Annotated in this window: 24 protein-coding genes; 11 read left to right on the top strand and 13 right to left on the bottom strand. The window is 67.5% G+C overall.

Going from position 1 to position 19,896, the window contains the following annotated elements:
• The first annotated feature begins 4 nt into the window (after positions 1-4).
• A complete protein-coding gene (grpE, locus tag FHR21_RS15945) occupies positions 5-556 on the top strand; it encodes a nucleotide exchange factor GrpE (protein ID WP_184100129.1) in 552 nt (183 codons plus the stop codon).
• Positions 557-608: 52 nt separating this feature from the next.
• Here the strand turns inward: grpE and def are convergent, their stop codons facing one another.
• Both def and recR read right to left on the bottom strand, forming a co-directional pair.
• On the bottom strand, positions 609-1,142 hold the full coding sequence (gene def / locus FHR21_RS15940; protein WP_184100128.1) for a peptide deformylase: 534 nt from the start codon (positions 1,140-1,142) through the stop codon (positions 609-611).
• Positions 1,143-1,173: 31 nt separating this feature from the next.
• Positions 1,174-1,770, bottom strand: coding sequence for a recombination mediator RecR (recR, locus tag FHR21_RS15935; protein ID WP_184100126.1), 597 nt, complete (start codon positions 1,768-1,770; stop codon positions 1,174-1,176).
• 180 nt (positions 1,771-1,950) lie between these two features.
• Between recR and fmt the strand changes: the two genes are divergently transcribed.
• Together fmt and truA are read left to right on the top strand one after the other, a co-directional pair.
• On the top strand, positions 1,951-2,871 hold the full coding sequence (gene fmt / locus FHR21_RS15930; protein WP_184100124.1) for a methionyl-tRNA formyltransferase: 921 nt from the start codon (positions 1,951-1,953) through the stop codon (positions 2,869-2,871).
• 43 nt (positions 2,872-2,914) lie between these two features.
• The gene (gene truA / locus FHR21_RS15925; protein ID WP_184100122.1) at positions 2,915-3,655 is read left to right on the top strand and encodes a tRNA pseudouridine(38-40) synthase TruA; all 741 of its coding nucleotides are present in this window, start codon (positions 2,915-2,917) and stop codon (positions 3,653-3,655) included.
• A gap of 176 nt (positions 3,656-3,831) precedes the next feature.
• Here the strand turns inward: truA and FHR21_RS15920 are convergent, their stop codons facing one another.
• On the bottom strand, positions 3,832-4,359 hold the full coding sequence (locus FHR21_RS15920) for a CarD family transcriptional regulator (RefSeq protein ID WP_184100120.1): 528 nt from the start codon (positions 4,357-4,359) through the stop codon (positions 3,832-3,834).
• A gap of 313 nt (positions 4,360-4,672) precedes the next feature.
• Here FHR21_RS15920 and FHR21_RS15915 point away from each other — a divergent pair, with 313 nt between their 5' ends.
• Positions 4,673-5,491, top strand: a complete 819-nt coding sequence (locus FHR21_RS15915; RefSeq protein WP_184100118.1) for an SDR family NAD(P)-dependent oxidoreductase — start codon at positions 4,673-4,675, stop codon at positions 5,489-5,491.
• Positions 5,492-5,710: 219 nt separating this feature from the next.
• Here FHR21_RS15915 and FHR21_RS15910 read toward each other — a convergent pair whose 3' ends face one another.
• The 5 genes from FHR21_RS15910 to hisG all read right to left on the bottom strand — a co-directional run bounded on the left by FHR21_RS15910 (position 5,711) and on the right by hisG (position 11,750).
• Positions 5,711-7,819, bottom strand: coding sequence for a sodium-translocating pyrophosphatase (locus FHR21_RS15910; protein ID WP_184100116.1), 2,109 nt, complete (start codon positions 7,817-7,819; stop codon positions 5,711-5,713).
• 365 nt (positions 7,820-8,184) lie between these two features.
• Positions 8,185-9,114: a thiamine-phosphate kinase gene (thiL, locus tag FHR21_RS15905; RefSeq protein ID WP_184100114.1), complete on the bottom strand. Its 930-nt coding sequence runs from the start codon at positions 9,112-9,114 to the stop codon at positions 8,185-8,187.
• 111 nt (positions 9,115-9,225) lie between these two features.
• Positions 9,226-9,678: a transcription antitermination factor NusB gene (gene nusB / locus FHR21_RS15900; protein ID WP_184100112.1), complete on the bottom strand. Its 453-nt coding sequence runs from the start codon at positions 9,676-9,678 to the stop codon at positions 9,226-9,228.
• Positions 9,679-9,790: 112 nt separating this feature from the next.
• Positions 9,791-11,095 carry a histidinol dehydrogenase gene (hisD, locus tag FHR21_RS15895; protein WP_184100110.1) on the bottom strand — a complete coding sequence of 435 codons (1,305 nt, stop codon included), beginning with the start codon at positions 11,093-11,095 and terminating at the stop codon, positions 9,791-9,793.
• Positions 11,082-11,750, bottom strand: coding sequence for an ATP phosphoribosyltransferase (hisG, locus tag FHR21_RS15890; protein WP_184100108.1), 669 nt, complete (start codon positions 11,748-11,750; stop codon positions 11,082-11,084). The genes hisD and hisG overlap by 14 nt, the downstream gene beginning before the upstream one ends.
• A 38-nt stretch (positions 11,751-11,788) precedes the next feature.
• Here hisG and FHR21_RS15885 point away from each other — a divergent pair, with 38 nt between their 5' ends.
• On the top strand, positions 11,789-12,871 hold the full coding sequence (locus tag FHR21_RS15885) for a DUF2332 domain-containing protein (RefSeq protein WP_184100106.1): 1,083 nt from the start codon (positions 11,789-11,791) through the stop codon (positions 12,869-12,871).
• Positions 12,872-12,914: 43 nt separating this feature from the next.
• On the opposite strand, the gene FHR21_RS15880 is transcribed toward FHR21_RS15885, so the two are convergent.
• The 3 genes from FHR21_RS15880 to FHR21_RS15870 form a co-directional block, all read right to left on the bottom strand.
• Positions 12,915-13,367 carry a hypothetical protein gene (locus FHR21_RS15880; protein ID WP_184100104.1) on the bottom strand — a complete coding sequence of 151 codons (453 nt, stop codon included), beginning with the start codon at positions 13,365-13,367 and terminating at the stop codon, positions 12,915-12,917.
• A 97-nt stretch (positions 13,368-13,464) separates the two neighbouring features.
• A complete protein-coding gene (locus FHR21_RS15875; RefSeq protein WP_221235211.1) occupies positions 13,465-13,935 on the bottom strand; it encodes a DUF1465 family protein in 471 nt (156 codons plus the stop codon).
• A gap of 110 nt (positions 13,936-14,045) precedes the next feature.
• Complete coding sequence (locus FHR21_RS15870; protein WP_184100102.1) at positions 14,046-14,243, bottom strand: DUF465 domain-containing protein; 198 nt, start codon at positions 14,241-14,243, stop codon at positions 14,046-14,048.
• A 127-nt stretch (positions 14,244-14,370) separates the two neighbouring features.
• Here FHR21_RS15870 and FHR21_RS15865 point away from each other — a divergent pair, with 127 nt between their 5' ends.
• Complete coding sequence (locus FHR21_RS15865; protein WP_184100100.1) at positions 14,371-14,532, top strand: HP1242/YdcH family protein; 162 nt, start codon at positions 14,371-14,373, stop codon at positions 14,530-14,532.
• Positions 14,533-14,683: 151 nt separating this feature from the next.
• Here FHR21_RS15865 and FHR21_RS15860 read toward each other — a convergent pair whose 3' ends face one another.
• Positions 14,684-15,082 carry a PilZ domain-containing protein gene (locus FHR21_RS15860; protein WP_184100098.1) on the bottom strand — a complete coding sequence of 133 codons (399 nt, stop codon included), beginning with the start codon at positions 15,080-15,082 and terminating at the stop codon, positions 14,684-14,686.
• A gap of 80 nt (positions 15,083-15,162) precedes the next feature.
• Entirely contained in the window at positions 15,163-15,624 is a 462-nt protein-coding gene (gene dksA / locus FHR21_RS15855; RefSeq protein WP_184100096.1) for an RNA polymerase-binding protein DksA, read from the bottom strand.
• Positions 15,625-16,013: 389 nt separating this feature from the next.
• Here dksA and FHR21_RS15850 point away from each other — a divergent pair, with 389 nt between their 5' ends.
• The 5 genes from FHR21_RS15850 (at position 16,014) to serS (ending at position 19,818) form a co-directional block, all read left to right on the top strand.
• Positions 16,014-17,231, top strand: coding sequence for a PEP-CTERM sorting domain-containing protein (locus FHR21_RS15850; RefSeq protein WP_184100094.1), 1,218 nt, complete (start codon positions 16,014-16,016; stop codon positions 17,229-17,231).
• Positions 17,232-17,352: 121 nt separating this feature from the next.
• Positions 17,353-17,694 carry an ArsR/SmtB family transcription factor gene (locus FHR21_RS15845; RefSeq protein WP_184100092.1) on the top strand — a complete coding sequence of 114 codons (342 nt, stop codon included), beginning with the start codon at positions 17,353-17,355 and terminating at the stop codon, positions 17,692-17,694.
• The gene (locus FHR21_RS15840; RefSeq protein ID WP_184100090.1) at positions 17,691-18,161 is read left to right on the top strand and encodes an SRPBCC family protein; all 471 of its coding nucleotides are present in this window, start codon (positions 17,691-17,693) and stop codon (positions 18,159-18,161) included. Before FHR21_RS15845 ends, FHR21_RS15840 begins: the two co-directional genes overlap by 4 nt.
• Before the next feature lie 62 nt (positions 18,162-18,223).
• The gene (locus FHR21_RS15835) at positions 18,224-18,436 is read left to right on the top strand and encodes a hypothetical protein (protein WP_184100089.1); all 213 of its coding nucleotides are present in this window, start codon (positions 18,224-18,226) and stop codon (positions 18,434-18,436) included.
• A 98-nt stretch (positions 18,437-18,534) separates the two neighbouring features.
• Positions 18,535-19,818 (top strand): serine--tRNA ligase, encoded by a 1,284-nt coding sequence (serS, locus tag FHR21_RS15830; protein ID WP_184100087.1) that lies wholly within the window; start codon positions 18,535-18,537, stop codon positions 19,816-19,818.
• The last annotated feature ends 78 nt before the right edge of the window (positions 19,819-19,896 follow it).

The following is a 19,896-nucleotide window of genomic DNA, read 5'->3' as shown; positions in this document are numbered from 1 at the left end:
GTTTATGACGAACATCGAAAACGAAACGCCCGTCGAAGACGGCACCGAAGCCGAAACCCCCGAGGCGGACACCGCCGCCGCGCAGCCGCAGGACGAGGCGGCAAAGCTCGCCGAGCAGGTCGCGTCGCTTCAGCAGGACCTGCTCTATGCGCGTGCCGAGACGCAGAATGTCACGCGCCGCAAGGACAAGGAGATCGCCGACGCGCACGCCTATGCCGCGACCAAATTCGCGCGCGACATATTGTCGGTCGCCGACAATCTGGGCCGCGCGCTCGCCGCGATCGGCGAGGAGCAGCGCGAGGACGAGAAATTCAAGCCCTTCGTCGCGGGCCTCGAGGCGACCGAGCGCGAGCTGATGAGCGTGTTCGAACGCCACGGCATCACCCGCATCGCCGCGATCGGCCTGCCGCTCGACCCCAACCAGCATCAGGCGATGCTCGAAATCCCGAGCGACAAGGACGCCGGCACGATCGTGCAGGAAATGCAGGCGGGATACATGATGAAGGACCGCCTGCTGCGCCCCGCGATGGTCGGGGTGGCCAAAAAGGCGGATTAATATCCAAAGCATCGTCACCCCGGATCAAGTCCGGGGTGACGAATGTTTATGGTCAGGCCGCCTTGCGCAGCTTCGCCAGCTTCTTCAGCACCATGTCGCGCTTCAGCCGCGACAGATGGTCGATGAACAGGATGCCCTCCAGATGGTCGTGCTCGTGCTGGATGCACGTCGCCATCAGGCCGGTCATGCGTTCCCGGTGGTGCTGGCCGTCCTCGTCCTGCCAGTCGACCGTGACCTCGGCGGGGCGCGTCACCTCGGCATATTGCTCGGGGACCGACAGGCAGCCTTCCTGATAGACGCTATGCTCCTCCGAAAAGTCGGAGAAGACCGGGTTGATGAACACGCGGGGATCGCGGATCATGCGCTTGCCCTCTTCGTCCTCGGGATCGGCCTCCTGCAGGTCGATGACCAGGATGCGCTTCGCCACCCCGACCTGAATCGCCGCCAGCCCGATGCCGGGCGCGTCGTACATCGTCTCGAACATGTCGGCGACCAGCGTCTTCAGCTCGGCGTCGAACGTCTCGACGGGCTTGGAAATGACGCGCAGCCGGGGGTCCGGGGTCTCTATGATGGGTAGCAGGGCCATGGCGTGCAGGTATGAACTCGCAGGGCCGCCGTCAACCCACCGGCCTTCGCGCCCTGAGCGCCTGCGCCAGCGTCCCTTCGTCGAGATAGTCGAGCTCCCCCCCCACCGGCAGGCCGTGCGCGAGCTGGGTCAGCCGCACCGGATAGCCTTCGAGCCGCTCGGCGAGATAATGCGCGGTCGTCTGCCCCTCCAGCGTCGCGTTCATCGCCAACACCACCTCGTCGACGCCGCCCGCGGCGACGCGGTTCACCAGCGCGTCGATGCTCAGGTCCTGCGGCCGCACCCCCTCCAGCGCCGACAGCCGCCCGCCGAGGACATGATATTTTCCAGGGAAGAGCCGCGACTTGTCGAGCGCCCACAGGTCCGACACCTCCTCGACGACGCACAGGCTGCGCGCGTCGCGGCGCGGGTCGGCGCAGATCGCGCAGGGGTCCTGCGTGTCGACATTGCCGCAAATCCCGCAGGTGACGAGCCGTTCGGACACCGTCTGCAACGCGGCGAGCAGCGGCGCGAAGGCGCTCTCGCGTTTCTTCATCAGGTGCAGCACCGCGCGCCGCGCCGACCGCGGCCCAAGGCCGGGCAGCCGGGCGAGTTGCTGGACGAGGGCTTCAATCTCTTGCGATGCCATGACGGATGGTCTTAAGCGGCGCGCTGGAAATAACAATCACCTCCCCCATCCGTTCGGGCTGCGCTTGTCGAAGCCCCGTCCTTTCTTCGGACGACGGCAAAGGGAAGAACGGCCCCCTTCGGCGAAGCTCAGGACAGGCTTCGACAAGCTCAGGGCGAACGGAAAAGGACGGGCACGCTCTTGCGCATCGCTTTCATGGGAACGCCGCCCTTTGCGGTGCCGACGCTCGCCGCTCTCCACGCGGCGGGGCACGAGATCGCGGCCGTTTACACCCAGCCGCCGCGCCCGGCGCAGCGCGGCAAGAAGCTGCAACAGAGCGCGGTGCATCTGTGGGCCGAGGAAAACGGCCTGCCCGTCCGCACCCCAAAGAGCCTGAAGGGCGCCGAGGACCAGGCCGAATTCGCGGCGCTCGATCTCGATGTGGCGGTGGTCGCCGCCTATGGCCTGATCCTGCCGCAGGCGGTGCTCGACGCGCCGCGCGACGGGTGCCTGAACGTCCACGGCTCGATCCTGCCGCGCTGGCGCGGCGCGGCACCGGTGCAGCGCGCAATCCTCGCGGGCGATACCGAGACGGGCGCGACGATCATGCAGATGGACGCCGGACTCGACACCGGCGCGATGCGACTGATCGGGCGCACGCCGGTCGATGGCAAGACCGCGGGCGAATTGACCGACGAACTCGCGGACATGGGCGCCGCGCTGATGGTGAAGGTGCTGGGCGACCTTCACGCCTTCGCGCCCGAGCCGCAGCCCGGCACCGGCGCCACCTATGCGGCGAAGATCGACAAGAGCGAGGCGCGGCTCGATTTCCTGACCAGCGCGGTGCAGGTCGAACGCCAGATTCGTGCGTTCAATCCGATGCCCGGCGCCTTTTTCGAACTGGAGGGCGAACGCTGCAAGCTGCTCGCCGCCGAGGTCGTGCATCCGGCCGAAACGGTCGCGGGCGCCGCGCCGGGCGTCACGCTCGACGACGCGCTGACCATCGCCTGCAACCCCGGCGCGATCCGCGCGACGCGGGTACAGCGCGCAGGAAAGCCGGCGATGGATGCGGCGGACCTGCTACGCGGGCGCGCGATTTCCAAAGGGACGCGGCTGGCATGATGCTCTCCCTTCCCCTGCTTCGTAGAAATATCGGTTCAGAACCATGACCCGCTTCGCCCTCACCATCGAATATGATGGCCGCCCCTATATGGGCTGGCAGCGCCAGTCTCACGGCCCCAGCGTCCAGCAAGCGCTGGAGGAGGCCGTCACGCGCATCACCGGCGAGGAGGCCGCGGTGCACGGCGCCGGGCGCACCGACGCCGGCGTCCACGCGCTCGCGATGCGCGCGCATGTCGACATCGCGAAGAGCATCGCGCCCTTTCGGCTGATGGAAGCGCTCAACGCGCAGCTTCGTCCCGCCCCCGTCGCGGTGCTCGCGTGCGAAACGGTCGCCGAGGACTGGCACGCGCGCTTCTCCTGCCTCGGACGCGCCTATGAATATCGCATCGTCAACCGCCGCGCGCCGCTGACCTGGGACAAGGGGCTCGCATGGCAATTCGCTCGGCCGCTCGATGCCGGGGCGATGCACGGCGCGGCGCAGGCGTTGGTCGGGCGGCACGATTTCACCACCTTCCGCTCGGTGCATTGCCAGGCGGAAAGCGCGGTCAAGACGCTCGACCGGCTGTCGGTCAGCCGCCACGGCGAGGAGATCGTCATCGAGGCGGCAGCACGCAGCTTCCTGCACCATCAGGTGCGCTCGATGGTCGGCTGCCTCGTGCTGGTCGGGACGGGCAAATGGTCGGCGCGCGACCTGAAGGCCGCGCTCGACGCCGCGGATCGCGCCGCGCTGGGGCTCAACGCGCCGCCCGACGGGCTGTATTTCGTCGAGGCTCGGTATCCCTGAAACTTCATCTTAGCTCTCGTCACCCCGGACTTGATCCGGGGTCCCGCTTCTTCGCCGCTTCAAAAAGCGGGATGCCGGATCAAGTCCGGCATGACGAATGGTGGACGTAGGGCTGGAAACGAAAAAGGGCGGCCCCTGCGGACCGCCCCTTCCCCCTTTATCGCCGTGCGACGCGCTTACACCTTCTCGGCATAATAGAGCGGCGCATGTTCGTTCAGGATCTGGAGAATCTTCGCCTGCGCGGTCTTTTCGTCGCTTTCCTCCATCGCGGCGAGTTCGCGCGCGAGGCGGCTCGACGCCGCTTCGAAGATCTGGCGCTCCGAATAGCTCTGCTCGGGCTGGTCGTCGGCGCGGAACAGGTCGCGGGTCACTTCGGCGATCGACACCAGGTCGCCCGAGTTGATCTTCGCTTCATATTCCTGCGCGCGGCGCGACCACATGGTGCGCTTGACCTTCGGCTTGGTCGTCAGCACCTGCAACGCTTCCTTCAGCGTCTTGTCCGACGACAGCTTGCGCATCCCCACGCCCTCGGCCTTGTTGGTCGGGACACGCAGGGTCATTTTTTCCTTTTCAAAGCGCAGGACATAGAGTTCCAGCTGCATGCCCGCGATTTCGGACTTCTGCAGCTCGATGACGCGCCCCACGCCATGCTTCGGATAAACGACATAGTCACCGACTTCAAAGACGAGCGTATTGGCGGACATGCAGTTTCCTTTCTTTGGTCCCTGCCGGGGGATCAGCGTCAAGACTCCGGTGCATCCGGCCCTCGGTCGGGAGGGGGATGAGCGATTCGGTCGGCGCTAGCCCGTTAAAGTGACAAGGGATGTGGCTCCATAGGAACGCCGGGCGATGCCCATCGCCGCTGGCAAGCGGGGAAAAGTCCGGCGTGTTGACATTTATTATAGCAGAGTCGCAACAAAATTGCCACCCCCGCGCGGAAATCCGCGAAATCAGCGGCTTGACGGCGATTTGAACCCGTTTCACCTTGATACGCAAATCAACAATGGGGATGCCGCTATGCAGGATCAAGTCTGGTGGGTTACGGGCGCTTCGTCGGGGATCGGCGCGGCGCTGGCGCGCGGTCTGGCGGCGCGCGGCGCGAAGCTGATCCTGTCGGGCCGCAACGTCGCGGCGCTCGAAGCGGTTGCGAAGGATATCGGCGCCGGCACGATGATCCTGCCCTTCGAGGCGACCGATTATGACGCGCTGCCCCGCATGGTGGAGGAAGCCTGGAACTGGTGCGGACGGATCGACGGTCTGGTCAACAACGCCGGAATCTCGCAGCGCAGCCTTGCGGTCGAGACCGATTTTTCGGTCTATCAAAAGATCATCGGCGTCGATCTGCTCGCGCCGATCGCGCTGACCCAGCAGCTTCTGCCGCGCATGGTCGGCGCGGGCGGCGGACAGATCGTCGCGATTTCGAGCGTCGCGGGCATGGCCGGCATCCCGGTACGCAGCGCCTATTGCGCCGCCAAGCACGGGCTGATCGGCTATCACGACAGTGTGCGCGCCGAAAATGAGCATCTGGGCCTGAAGGTCCTGGTCGTCGCGCCGGGATCGGTGCGTACCAACGTCAGCCGCAACGCGCTGAATGCCGACGGCAGCGTCCGCGGAGCGAGCGACAAGGCGATCGACAACGGCCTGTCCCCCGACGACGCGGCGACGCAGATTCTGGATGCGGTCGCGTCGGGCAAGCGCGAGATCGTCGTCGCCGAGGGCGCCGAGGCCGAAATCCCGGCCCTGCGCCGCAGCGACCCCGACGCGCTGTTCGACCGGATGAGCGCGATGGTGCAAGCCGGCTATGCGAAGCAGATGGGAGCGACGTCGGCGTCCTGAGGGGCGGATGCCGGCCGGCAGGCAAGGATCAGCATTTCATAATATTGTCCTTCCCGTGAAAGCGGGAATCCAGAGCGTGCGTCGGCTGCCCACACTGGATTCCCGCTTTCGCGGGAAGGACAAGGGTGGAGGAATGGTCGCTCTCCACCTCAGAACCTCCAAAGAAAAAGCCCCGCCGGATCGCTCCGGCGGGGCTTCGTCTTCACCCAACGGCAAACGTCAGCCGGCGGCGTGCCCCGCCAGCGCCGCGAGCAGGAGCAGCGCGACGATGTTCGTGATCTTGATCATCGGGTTCACGGCCGGACCCGCGGTATCCTTGTAGGGATCGCCGACGGTGTCGCCCGTCACCGCGGCCTTGTGGGCTTCGCTGCCCTTGCCGCCGTGGTTGCCGTCCTCGATATATTTCTTGGCATTGTCCCACGCGCCGCCGCCCGAGGTCATCGACAGCGCGACGAACAGCCCGCTGACGATCACGCCGAGGAGCAGGGCACCCAGCGCGGCAAAGCCCGCCGCCTGGTCGCCCGCGACCCAACTGATCACATAATAGACGACGATCGGCGCCAGCACCGGCAGCAGCGAGGGGATGATCATCTCCTTGATCGCCGCCTTGGTGACGAGGTCGACCGTGCGCGCATAGTCGGGCTTCGAGGTGCCCGCCATGATGCCGGGGTCGCCCGCGAACTGCTCGCGCACGTCCTTGACCACGTCGCCCGCGGCGCGGCCGACCGCGGTCATGCCCATCGCGCCGAACAGATAGGGCAGCAGCGCGCCGAGCAGCAGACCGACGATGACATAGGGGTTCTCGAGGCTGAAATTGACCGTCAGATCGGGGAAGAATTCCCGAAGGTCGGTCGTATAGGCCGCGAACAGCACCAGCGCGGCGAGGCCCGCCGAACCGATGGCATAGCCCTTGGTCACCGCCTTGGTCGTGTTGCCGACGGCGTCGAGCAGGTCGGTCTTTTCACGGACGCTGTCGTCCAGCCCGGCCATTTCGGCGATACCGCCCGCATTGTCGGTCACCGGGCCATAGGCGTCGAGCGCGACGACCATGCCGGCGAGCGCGAGCATCGCGGTCGCGCCATAGGCGATGCCGATCAGCCCCGCGAGCTGATAGGCGATGATGATGCCGGCGACGATGACGATCGTCGGCAGCGCGGTGGCTTCGAGGCTGATCGCAAGGCCCTGGATCACATTGGTGCCGTGGCCCGTTTCCGATGCCTTGGCGATGCTGCGGACCGGGCGAAAATTGGTGCCGGTGTAATATTCGGTGATCCAGATGATGAGGCCCGTGATGACGAGCCCGAGCAGCGAGCAATAGAAAAGGTCGCGGCCGGTGAAATCGGTGCCGGCGATCGGCGCTGCCATGCCGCCGAGCGCGTGGCTCGTCGCGAACCAGATCGCGGGAACCGCCAGCACGGCGGAGACCAGGAAGCCCTTGTACATCGCGCCCATGACGTTGTTCGACCCGCCGAGGCGGACAAAATAGGTGCCGATGATCGAGGTGATGATGCACACGCCGCCGATCAGCAGCGGCAAGGCCATCAGGCCCGGCAGCAGGTCGCCCGCGCTCTTGAGCAGCAGCGCGGTCAGCACCATGGTGGCGCCGACGGTGACGACATAGGTCTCGAACAGGTCGGCCGCCATGCCGGCGCAGTCGCCGACATTGTCGCCGACATTATCGGCGATCACCGCAGGGTTGCGCGGGTCGTCCTCGGGAATGCCCGCCTCGACCTTGCCAACCAGATCGGCGCCGACGTCGGCGGCCTTGGTGAAGATGCCGCCGCCGAGACGCGCGAAGATCGAGATCAGCGAGGCGCCGAAGGCCAGCGCGACCAGCCCGTCGACGACCGTGCGGTCGTCGCCGCCCACCGTCTTGCCCATCTGCGTGGTCAGCACCCAATAGAAGACCGAGATCGCGAGCAGCGCGAGACCGGCGACCAGCAGCCCGGTGATCGCGCCAGCGCGGAACGCCAGCGTCAGGCCCGACTGCAGCCCATTCTGCGCCGCCGCCGCGGTGCGGACGTTCGAGCGCACGGAAATGTTCATGCCGATGAATCCGGCGACCCCCGACAGGATCGAGCCGATGACGAACCCGGCCGCCGATACCGGGCCGAGCGCCCAGGCGACGATGATCGCGACGACGACGCCAACGACCGCGATGGTGCTGTACTGGCGTTTCAGATAGGCTTGCGCGCCTTCCTGGATCGCCGCGGCGATTTCCTGCATTTTTTCATTACCGGCCGAGGCGCCGAGCACCTGACGGGAGGTAATGAATCCATAGAGCACGGCCAAAAGGCCGCACGCTATCGCGATCAGAACCGGATTCATGCGTGTCTGTTCCTTCCCCATAGAGAAGGGCGAACGCAAGGACAGCAGTCGAACGTCCGACTTGTTGATGCCGGCTCGCTCTCTCCCCTGATGCGACCGCCCCAAATTTGGACGGCCGGGTTATGGGAAGAAAGAATGCTAAGCACAAGCCCGCAATGGCGGTGACATGGTTTGCGGGAATCGGTCCTTTGCTCTCAGTCCGTCATGCTGAACTTGTTTCAGCATCCATGGTCTGCCCTCCCGCTTTGCGCGGCGTTTGCCGCAAGGTCCGGCCATGGATGCTGAAACAAGTTCAGGATGACGAAGGCTGGATATCGAGAGGCATGGTCAAACGGCGCCACCGCCCGGCAACAACCGGGGTGGCGTCAATGCATGAACCCCAGTCGCTCGGGCAGCGGAACGCGCTGTGCCTTGTGGGTCAGGACGACCCCCTCGCCCACCCCCGCGTGGCCGACGACCGTCACCGGCACGTCGAGCCCGTCGGCGATCTCCCGGATCATCGGCGCCTTGGCGGGATCGGCGGCGAAAAGAAGTTGATAATCGTCGCCCGCGGTCGCGGCGGCGAGCCGCGTGTCGACCACGTCGGGCCGCACCGCGAGCAGCGCCGCCGACAGCGGCACCGCCTCCAGCATCAGGCCGAAGCGGCAGCCGCTCGCCTCCGCCATGCGCTGCGCGTCGATCAGCAGCCCGTCGGAGACGTCCATCATCGCATGGACATGCGGCACGACCGCCTGGCCGAAGGTGAGCTGCGGCTGCGGGCGGCGATAGGCGGCGAGGCAGGTCTCGTTCGGCTCGATCTCGCCGAGCCGCATCGCGAGGCCGACGCCGGCATTGCCGATCGTGCCGGTGACCCAGATCTGGTCGCCCGGCCGCGCGCCACTGCGCGCCGGCGCGCCGCCCTCGGGCGCGCGTCCGATCGCGGTCAGCCCGAAGCTGCGCGGCGCGCCCGCCGGAACGCGCACCGTATCGCCGCCGAGCAGCAGCAAACCGAAACGGCGTAACGCGGTGTCGAGCCCGTCGGCGAACGCCTTGTCCCACGCCGCATCGCCAAGGCTGTAGCCGACCAGCACGCCGAGCGGCGCGGCGCCCTTTGCCGCGAGGTCGGACAGGTTGACCGCGACCAGCTTCCACGCGACGTCCTGCGGCGCCTCGTCGGGCAGGAAGTGAATGCCCTCGACGATCATGTCGTGGGTCAGCACCAGCCCCTCCCACACCGCCACATCGTCGGCGAGCCCGCGCGCGGCGGGATCTGTCGCGATGCCGCGCAGGCGGGCGATGAAATCGGCTTCGCTCATCTCACAAACCCCGTTCGCCCTGAGCTTGTCGAAGGGCCGTCCTTTCTCTTGACGTCGCTAAAAGAAGGACGGGGCTTCGACAAGCTCAGCCCGAACGGCCGAGAGAACGCTTCACCCCTTCGCCCGTACATCCTTGCCGATCGCATCGAGCAGGCCATTGGCGAAACCCGCCTCGCGTCCGTCGAAGAAGGCTTTCGCCACGTCGACATATTCGCTGACCACCGCCCCGACCGGCACGTCGCCGCGCGCGATCAGCTCATAGGCGCCGGCGCGCAGGATCGCCTTCATCGTGCGGTCGAGCCGCTCCATCGTCCAGCCACTGGCGAGCCGAGCGCTGATCGCGGCGTCGATCTCGTCGGCCCGCGCCAGTGCGCCTTTCACGATATCGTCGAAGAAAGGCACATCCGCATCGGCATATTCGGCGTCCTCGATGATCGCGCCGATGCGGTGCTGGTGGAATTCGTGGATGAGCGGCGCGACCGGCGTGCCCTCCATCTCGTGCTGATAGAGCGCCTGCACGGCGGCGAGGCGGGCGGCGGAGCGGGATTGGGCGCGTTTGGTCATACTGTCTGCTTTACCTTAAATCGTCATCCCGGCGAAAGCCGGGATCTCGACGGTGCCTCAGGGCCGCCACGGCGAGATTCCGGCTTTCGCCGGAATGACGAACAGGGAGGGATCAGGGGCTGTTCGGCTTCAATCTGTTCTGAACGCTGAGCGCGTGGGCGGGAAGCCCCTCGGCCGTCGCGAGCGCGACCGCAGCAGGACCGATGGCCGCCAGAGCGTCCGCGTCAAGCGCGAGGAAGCTGGTGCGCTTCATGAAGTCGGTGACCGACAGCCCGCTCGAAAAGCGCGCGCGGCGGCCGGTGGGCAGGACATGGTTGGGCCCGGCGACATAATCGCCGATGGCCTCGGGCGTCTGGCGACCGAGGAAGACCGACCCGGCATGGCGCACCTGCCCGAACAGCGCGTCGGCCTCGGCGGCATCGACCGCGAGTTGCAGATGTTCGGGCGCGAGCCGGTCGCACAGGGGGATCGCGTCGGCGAGGTTCGGCACGACGATCACCGCGCCATATTCGGCCCAGCTCGCCTGCATCGTCGGCGCGGTGCCGAGCGTCGGGATGACATGCGCGACCGCCGCCGCGACCGCATCGGCGAAATCGCCGTCGTCGGTGAACAGGATCGACTGGCTGGTCGGGTCATGCTCGGCCTGGCTGAGCAGGTCGGCGGCGATGACGTGCGGCTCGTTCTTCGCGTCGGCGACGACGACGATCTCGCTCGGTCCCGCGACCATGTCGATCCCGACGACGCCGTAAAGCTGGCGCTTCGCTTCGGCGACCCAGGCGTTGCCGGGGCCGGTCACGACATCGACCGGCGCGATCCGATCGGTACCATAAGCGAGCGCCGCGATCGCCTGCGCGCCGCCGACGCGCCAGATTTCATCGACGCCCCCGATATGCGCTGCCGCCATCACGACCGGATTGACCGTGCCATCGGGCGTCGGCGTGACCATGACGATCCGCTCGACCCCCGCGACCTTCGCGGGGAGGATGTTCATCAGCACCGACGAGGGATAGGCGGCGCGCCCGCCGGGAACATAGACCCCCGCCGCGTCGACTGCGCGCCAGCGTGCGCCGAGCCGCGCGCCCGCCGCGTCGCGATAGTCGCGATCCTCGGGCCGCTGCGCGGCATGATAGGCGCGGATGCGCTCCGCCGCGAGGTCGAGCGCGCCGCGAAGCTCGGGCGCCAGCGCCGCATAGGCGGCGGCGCAGTCCGCTTTCGATATGCTCCACCCGCTCGCGTCGAGGTCGAAGCGGTCGAACCTGGCGGTATAGTCGGCCAGCGCCGGGTCGCCCTCGGCTTTCACCCGCGCGACGATCGCGGCGACGTCGGCCGAAACGTCGGACGCGCTCTCGCGCCGGTCGTTCACCAGCGCGTCGAACGCGGCCGCGAAGCCGGGGTCGGAGGCATCAAGCCGCCGCATCGCCCACCGCCTGCCGAAAGCGTTCGACCAGCGCCGGCACCTCGGCCGAGCGCAGCTTGAACGCGGCGCGATTGACGATCAGCCGCGCCGACACCTCGCTGATCACCGTCTGCTCGGCGAGCGCATTCTCGACCAGCGTGCGCCCCGTCGAGACGAGGTCGACGATATGCGAGGCGAGCCCCAGCTTCGGCGCAATCTCCATCGCACCGTTGAGCTTGATGCACTCGGCCTGAATCCCCTGCCCCTCGAACCAGCGGCGCGTAGTCGCGGGATATTTCGTCGCGACGCGGATATGGCTGGCGCCCCCGAAACCGGTGGCGCCCGGCGGCGCGCTGTCCGCGGGGCCGGCAAGCGACAGGCGGCAATGGCCGACGCCCAGATCGACCGGCGCGTAAAGCTCCGAATAGTCGAACTCGTCGATCACGTCCGACCCGACGATGCCGAGCTGTGCCGCGCCATGCGCGACGAAGGTCGCGACGTCGAAGGCGCGCACGCGGATCAGCGAGATATGCGGCTGGTTGGTCGCGAACACCAGCGCGCGGCTCTTGGGATCGAAGAAATCGGCCGCGGGCTCGATGCCGACGCGCGCGAGCAGCGGCAGCGCTTCGTCGAGGATGCGTCCCTTGGGGATGGCAAAGATGATCGGTTCGGGCATAAGCGCCGTGCCTTTAAGCGGCAGCGGGAGAAAGGGCAATGAGCGAGCGCTATCAGTTTGTCGACATCAACGCGACCGGAGCCGACGCCGTGCGCACCGCTTTCGCCAATCAGGTCGCCTATTGCCGCGCCGCCGGCGCGCCGGTCACGGCGCGGATCGCCGCTGCGCTCGCCACCTTGCTCGACGCGCCCGCGACCGGCTTCGCACGCCGCATCGCGGCATGGCCCGGCGCGCCGCTCGCCGACGCCTTGCCGCTGCGCGCCGCGGGCGGACTGCACGCGCTGCACCTGTCGGGCACCGCGCCCGAGCTGGCGCCCATCTACGCCGATGCCGAGGATATCAACGATGCCGCGATCGTCGCCGGAGTCGTGGCGCGGCACGAAACGGCGCTGCTGCCATGGCTCGACGGCCCGCCGCAGACCAACGAGGCGGGGCGCTCCTCGGCCTTCATCGCCGCGATGCTGTGGCTCGCCGACCGGGGGCTGCCGCCGCGCTTTCAATGCCTCGAAATCGGGTCGAGCGCGGGGATCAACCTGATGATCGACCGCTATCATTACGATCTGGGCGGGGTGCAGGTCGGGCCGCAGCCCGGCATCATCGCCTTCACGCCCGAATGGCAGGGGAATCACCCGCCGCAGCACCCGATCGCGATCGCGAGCCTGAAAGGCTGCGACGTCGCACCGGTCGACCTGACCGATCCCGCGCAGGCCTTGCGGCTCAAGGCCTATATCTGGCCCGAACACACCGTCCGCTTCGACCGCCTCGAAGCCGCAATCGCCGCCGCAAAGGCCGATCGGCCCGATCTCATTCGGATGAATGCCGCCGATTTCGTCGAGGCCGAACTGGCGAAGCCGCAGACTGCGGGGACGACGCGCGTGCTGATGCACTCGATCGTCTGGCAATATGTGCCCGAGGATCAGCAGATGCGGGTCACGGCCGCCATGGAGGCCGCGGGCGCGCGGGCCACCCCCGACCGACCGCTCGCGTGGATCGCGCTGGAGGCCAACCGCACCGTGCATCATCACGAACTGGTCGTCCGCCATTGGCCCGACGGCGAAGCGCCGCGCCTGCTCGCCCGCGCGCATCCGCATGGCGCTTGGGTTCAATGGGCGGGCGAGTGACGACCCTCCCCTCCCCTTCAGAGGAGGGGCTTAAAGCACCGCCTCACCCCGCTTCCACCCCTTCCTCGGGCAGCAGCGTCCGGCACTCGGCGAATATGGCATCCATGATGCCCCTGATCTCCGTCCATAGCGCCAGCTCGTCGCTCGCTTCGGCGGGCACCGTTTCCGCGATCACGTCGATCGTCGCATCGACCATGCCCCGATACCAGCCCAGCGACACGTCGAGCGTGAAATGATGGTGCGGCACCGAGGTTTCGAGCAATATGTCGATCTCGCCGCGTCGGTCGATGCAGTGCATCAGGCAGTAAAGGCAATTCTCGACCATCTCGCCTTCCAGCGCCGCGGTCTTGCCCAGCCCATGATGCTCGAAACTCGCCGCCGCCTCGGGATAGCGCGCATAATAGAGCGCCATGACCGCCGGCGTGACGTCCCCGATCGCTTCCGCCGCGCGGGTCAGCCCGCGGTCGAGCAACGCCATCTTCTCCGCACGCTCCATCCGGCTCTCCCTTCCCATAAAGAGATATTTCACATACCTCTTTTTATGCAAGCGGAACAGGGATGCCTTCAAGCCCCCTCTCTCGAAGGGGGCAGGGTTAAAGCCGCGCCTCCAACCTCGCCAACAGCGCCTGCACCGGCCGCACCGCCTGCGGGGCGCGCCATCCTGCCTCGATCGCGGCGATGCGTTCGAACAGGCGTTCGCTCGCCGCGACGATGCGGCGCAGCGGCGAATCGAAGCGGGCGCAGACCGCCCAGTCGGCGGCGACGGGCGCGCCGATGCGCGCGGCGCTGTCGTCGGGGCCGGCGCCCGCGTCGCCCGCGAACATCGCCCGGTGGTGGAGCAGCCAGGCGATGATGTGCATCAGCCGCGTCGTCGTCTTCAGCGATTCGCAGGCCAGGCTGATCTGGAGCAGGCTGTCGCGGCCCTCCCGACCCAGCTCGCGCGCGACGGCGAAGGCCGCGTGCGCCTCGTCGGCGAGCAGCATCGCCTCGACATAGAGACTCTCGACCTGCGCGCGCCGGATCGGCTGGCCGTCCGCGTTCGACGATGATGTCCCCCTGTCCATCGCCGCGGCATGCCATGAGGCGGCGGACGGGAGCAACGCCGCTAACCATTTTTCGGGTGCCGCGGGCGTCCCGTTTTGATTCAGGCCGTTTTGATTCAGGCCGTTTCGAGTCAGGCGATGATATCGGGGAGCAACTGGTCCTCGCACCAACTGATCTCGTCGCGCAGCTTCAGCTTCTTCTTCTTGAGCCGGGCGAGCTGGAGCTGGTCGGGAACCGTCGCCGCGGCGAGCGCGATGATCGCGGCGTCGAGGTCGCGATGCTCGATGCGGAGCAGTTCGAGGCGTTGGGCGATTTCTTCGGGGTTCACGGGGGAACCTCCTGCCACGATCACGCCCCGTCCGCAACGGGGACCGGCTGGGCGAATCGGGACGACATCGGGGGCGATTCGTGATCTACTCGAAGGTCCAATCGCGAGTCGAAAAGGAGAATGGTCCATGAGCATATCGCACCTTTCCGCCCTGAAGTCCCGCCATGCGGACCTCGACGCGAAAATTGCGAATGAAGAGCGGCGCCCGGCCCCCGACACGGCCCTGCTGGCGCAATGGAAAAAGCAGAAGCTGAAACTCAAGGAAGAAATGGTGCTTTCGGTCGGCTGACCCAAGGCACAGGCCCTACCGCCCGCTGATGCCTGGCCTGTCCCGCTGCATGTCACCGTAGCCCTGAGCTTGTCGAAGGGCGCTTCACGGCGATAAGCGCCCTTCGACAAGCTCAGGGCTACGGTTCAATCCGGTCAGGGGAGACTGCGCATCAGCGTCGGCGGTAGACGGGGTTGGGCTCCCGACCCGTCCGCCGCAGATGCGGCGGCAGATCCGACTGGGTCACCACCTGACGGCGAACGACCTGCGGATTGATCTGGCGATCGAAGGCGATCCCGAACTTCCCCTCACCGACCCACACGACGCGCCCGGCAACCGGACCGACGTTGCGCAACTCGACCTCGACCGCCGCGCCCGATTCGACATTCGCTTTCGTTTCGGTGGTCTCGGCAAGCATCCCGCCCGCCGACAGGTTGCGCACACGCACGATCAGCGGATCGGCGCGCCCGGACAGCGTCAGCGCCGCCCGCATGAACAGGCTGTCGCGATCGGCGCTGCGCGACAGCGCGGCCACTTCCTCGTCTACCGATACCGGACCCTGCAAATCCATCGCGACCCATCCCCTGACCTGTTCCCGGGTCGGGCAGTCTAGGGGTCAGCCCTTGCGATATTGTAAATGGCGGGAGGGGGTCAGTCCTCGCGCGAGATGCGCTCGTTGCGCTCGTGGCGCTCCTGCGCCTCCAGCGTCATCGTCGCGATCGGTCGCGCCTGCAGCCGCGCGAGCGAGATCGGCTCGCCGGTGACCGCGCAATAGCCATATTCGCCCTCGTCGATGCGGCGGATCGCCGAATCGATCTTGGCGATCAGCTTGCGTTGACGATCGCGGGTTCTCAGCTCGATCGCCCAGTCGGTCTCGCTCGACGCGCGGTCGGCCAGGTCGGGTTCGCGCAGCGGGCCGTCCTGAAGCTGGGCGAGGGTCGATTCGGCCTCGGTCAGGATCGATTTCTTCCATGCGAGCAGCAGGCCGCGAAAATAATCCTGCTGCCGCTCGTTCATGAACGGCTCGTCGTCGCTGGGGACATAATCCGAATCGAGGGTGGATTTGGCTTCCAGGAGCGCGTCGGCGCCAACATCGGCAATCTGGGTCGGCATAGGGGGCTTTTCGCGTCCTTTCCTCTCGCCTGGCCGCCACGTTCGGCGGCCATGGATTGCGCCGCGCCTATAACCAGCCGCCGGTTGCGACACAAGCGCGGAAGCGGCGGGTAGCGACCGGCGAGTGAAGGCCGGCTGAACCGCAGCGCCATCCCGCTTTCCGTAAACGTTAACCGGAAGTGCAGATTTTCCGCCTTTTCCGTCCCGTTTTGGGACAGGATGGGCTGTCAAGGTTGAATTCGCGTGTCCTTTCCCACTCTCGGACAGGCAAAGGCGGTTAACGCCATGGACGCGTTCACGAAGCTTTGGCCTTTTGCAGCTAAGCAGAAGAGCGATCGGGGGCGCCGGGGGTTCGGTGCGCCGCGCAACGGGAAAAGAGAGAGAAACCTATGTCTGTCCGAATGGCCCTCGCCAAGCTTTGCGCCTGCACCTGCGGCGGCGCGATCATCGGCAGCGGCGCGATGCAGATCGCCGACGTCCCGGCAACGGCACAGGTGCAGAACTGCTGCAAGAAAAAGGTGGTCCGCAAGCGCCACGCGGCGAAACGCCCGGTCAAGCGGGTACGCCGCGTCGTGACGACAAAGCGCGTCGTCCGCACCGCGACCCCGCAGACGCAGGTGGTGACGCAGACCATCCCCCTGCCTCCCATTCCCTATGCGCCCTTTCCGCAGCGCGGCGGCTTCGAAGGCGGCGGGGGCGGCGGCAGCGGGGTCACCGTGATCGGCGGCGGCTTCGGGGGCGGTTTCGGCGGCGGCTTCTTCGGGGGCTTTTTCGGCGGATCGAGCGGCGGGGGCAGCAGCGGCAGCATCGTCGTCACCTCGACCACCACCGGCGGCCTCAGCTCGACGACGAGCAGCACGTCGGGCGGCGTGTCGACCTCGACCGGCGGCGTCAGCACCTCGACCTCGACCGGAGGCGTGAGCACGTCGACGGGCGGCGTCTCGACCTCGACCGGGGGTGTCAGCACGTCGACCGGGGGGGTCTCGACGTCGACGGGCGGGGTCAGCACCTCGACCGGCGGTGTCTCGACCTCGTCGGGCAACGTCAGCTCGTCCTCGTCGAGCAGCAGTTCCTCGTCCAGTTCCTCCTCGTCTTCCTCCTCATCCTCGTCGAGCTCCTCCTCGTCGGGCGGCGGCAGTTCGTCGAAGGGCGGCTCCTCGCACGGCCACGGCAGCAGCTCGCACGGCGGTTCGTCGCATGGGCACGGCAGCTCGAGCTGGGGCGGATCGAGCGGCGGCTCCGGCGGCTCGGGAAGCAGCAGTTCGTCGGGCGGCAGCTCGGCCTCGTCGTCGAGCAGCAGCTCGTCGTCGTCCTCGTCGAGCAGCAGTTCATCGAGCGGCGCGACCTCGTCGGGCGCGACCGGCGGCAGCAGCAGCTTCGGCGCGTCGAGCAGCAGCAGTTCCTCGTCCTCGTCGTCGAGCAGCAGCTCATCGTCCTCCTCTTCGTCGTCCTCGTCCAGCTCGGGCGGCAGCAGCGGCGGCTCGTCGGGCGATCCGACCCCGGTGCCGGCGCCGCCGATGCTGCTGCTGTTCGGCGCCGCGGCCGCCGCGCTCGTCGCGCGCCGCCGCGCCGCGAATCGTCAGGACGACCAGGCGGAGGCGGCTTAAGCTATCCACTGGCGGCGGGTGCATCTCGCCACCGATTGAAGGGCTGCCCTCGGGCGGCCCTTTTTTTGCCCAACGCACAAAAACTTTGCCAAACGGCAAACCATGCAATATAGTTCACCATATGGCGAACCAACCAGCTCCGCTCGACGCCGTCTTCCACTCGCTCGCCGATCCCACCCGGCGCGCGGTCGTGACCCGCCTGCTTCAGGGCGAAGCGCCGGTGAAGCAGCTTGCCCAGCCCTTCGCGATCGGCCTCCCCGCCTTTCTGAAGCATCTCGCGGTGCTCGAGGGCGCGGGCCTGATCCGGTCCGAAAAGCGGGGCCGCGTGCGGACCTGCCGGATCGACGCCGAGCGACTTGCCGCCGCCGAAGACTGGCTCGCCGAACAGCGCGCCGTCTGGCAGGGCCGCACCGACCGGCTCGCCGCCTTCGTCGAATCGCAGACTATCGGGAGCCCGTCATGACCAGCAGCGAATCCACCCTCATCATCGACCGCCTCATCGCCGCGCCGCCGTCCGCGGTGTGGGACGCATGGAGCGACCCGGCCAAGCTCGAAAAATGGTGGATTCCGGCGCCCATCGCGTGCCGGGTCATCACGCTCGACCTGCGCTCCGGCGGCGGGTTCGAAACGCAGATGCGCGAGGGGAGCGGCGATTTCCAGCCGCATATCGACGGCTGCTTCCTCGACGTCGAACCCGAGCGGCGCCTCGTCTTCACCACCGCGCTGCGCGCCGGCTGGCAGCCGGTCGACCCGTGGCTCGCACTGACCGCGATCCTGACCTTCGAGGCGCGGGACGACGGCACCCTCTATTCGGCGCGCGTCCTCCATCGCAGCCCCGAGGACAGCCGCAAGCATGAGGAGATGGGCTTCCACGACGGCTGGGGCACCGTCCTCGGCCAGCTCGCCGCCCTGCTCGAAGACGGGCGATAATCGCGCCATTGTTGCGCAAAGCGCCCTGACCCTCTAGCCATGCCCCCCGAAGGAGGGGGCCGATGCTTCGCCATGCCGCACTATCCGCCGCCGCGCTGGCGCTTTTGGCCGGCTGCGCCGCCCATGGCGGCTGGACAGGCCCCGATACGCAGCCCTTCGCCGAGGCGCTCGCGGACTGCAAGGCGCGGACCAGCGCGATGGGCGGCAAGACCGAACGCCGCTTCGCCATCGACACCTGCATGACGAGCAAGGGATGGACGCGCCCGCGGCGATAGGATTTGGCCCTGCTCGACCCGAACCGCAGCCCTCCCGCAACGGGCGATAGGCGACGCGCGGGGTTGCGCGGCGCGGGCCGCGACGCCATAGCGCGGCCATGCACGATATCCGCCTGATCCGGGACGATCCCGCCGCCTTCGACGTCGGCCTCGCGCGCCGGGGCGTCGCACCGCAATCCGCGGCCATCCTCGCCGCCGACGCCGATCTGCGCGCCTTGCAGACCGAGATGCAGGCCGCGCAGGCGCGCCGCAACGAGGCATCGAAGGCCATCGGCCAGGCGATGGCCAAGGGCGACACGGAGAGCGCCGAAGCCCTGAAGGCCGAGGTCGCGGCGCTCAAGCAGAAGCTGCCCGACCAGGAAGCCGCCGAGCGCGAGCAGCTCGCGGCGCTGAACGACACGCTCGCCGCCCTCCCCAACCTCCCCGCCGCCGACGTGCCCGATGGCGAGGACGAGGCGGGCAATGTCGAGATCGCCCGCTGGGGTACCCCGCGCGCCTTCGACTTCCCGCCGCAGGAACATGCCGACTTCGCCCCCGCGCTCGGCCTCGATTTCGAGACCGCCGCCAAAATGTCGGGTGCCCGCTTCGCCTTTCTGAAAGGTCCGATGGCGCGCCTCGAACGCGCGCTCGGCCAATATATGCTCGACCGGCAGACGATCGAGGCGGGCTACAGCGAATGCGCGACCCCGCTGCTCGTCCGCGACGAGGCGGCATTCGGCACCACCCAGCTTCCGAAATTCCGCGAGGACCTGTTCCAGACCACCGACGGAATGTGGCTGATCTCGACGTCGGAGATGAGCCTGACCAATGCGGTGCGCGAGCAGATCCTGACCGAGGCCGGGCTGCCGATCCGCATGACCGCGCTCACCCCCTGCTTCCGCTCGGAGGCAGGCGCCGCGGGACGCGACACGCGCGGCTATATCCGCCAGCACCAGTTCTGGAAGGTCGAGCTCGTCTCGATCGTCCGCCCCGAGGACGCCGACGCCGAACTCGAACGCAAGACCCGCGCCGCCGAGGCGATCCTCGAAGCGCTCGGCCTGCCCTATCGCCGGATGCTGCTCTGCGCGGGCGACATGGGCTTCGCGGCGCGCAAGACCTATGACCTCGAGGTGTGGCTGCCCGGCCAGGGCGCCTATCGCGAGATTTCGAGCTGCTCCAACTGCGGCGATTTCCAGGCGCGGCGCATGAACGCCCGCTTCCGCCGCGAAGGCGCAAAAGGCACCGAATTCGTCCACACGCTCAACGGCTCGGGCCTCGCGGTCGGCCGGACGCTGGTGGCGATCCTCGAAAATTATCAGCAGGCCGACGGCAGCGTCACCATCCCCGAGGCGCTGCACCCCTATATGGGCGGCATCACCCGGCTGACACCCTTGACGAACTGAACCATCGTCACCCCGGACTTGATCCGGGGTCCCGCTCAGCAACGCCGGAAAAGCGGGACCCCGGATCAGGTCCGGGGT

Origin of the sequence: Sphingopyxis panaciterrulae (genome assembly GCF_014199295.1) — a bacterium.
Taxonomy (GTDB): Bacteria; Pseudomonadota; Alphaproteobacteria; order Sphingomonadales; family Sphingomonadaceae; genus Sphingopyxis; species Sphingopyxis panaciterrulae.
Note: the sequence above shows the minus strand (reverse complement) of the source record. Positions and strands in the feature narration are given on the sequence as shown.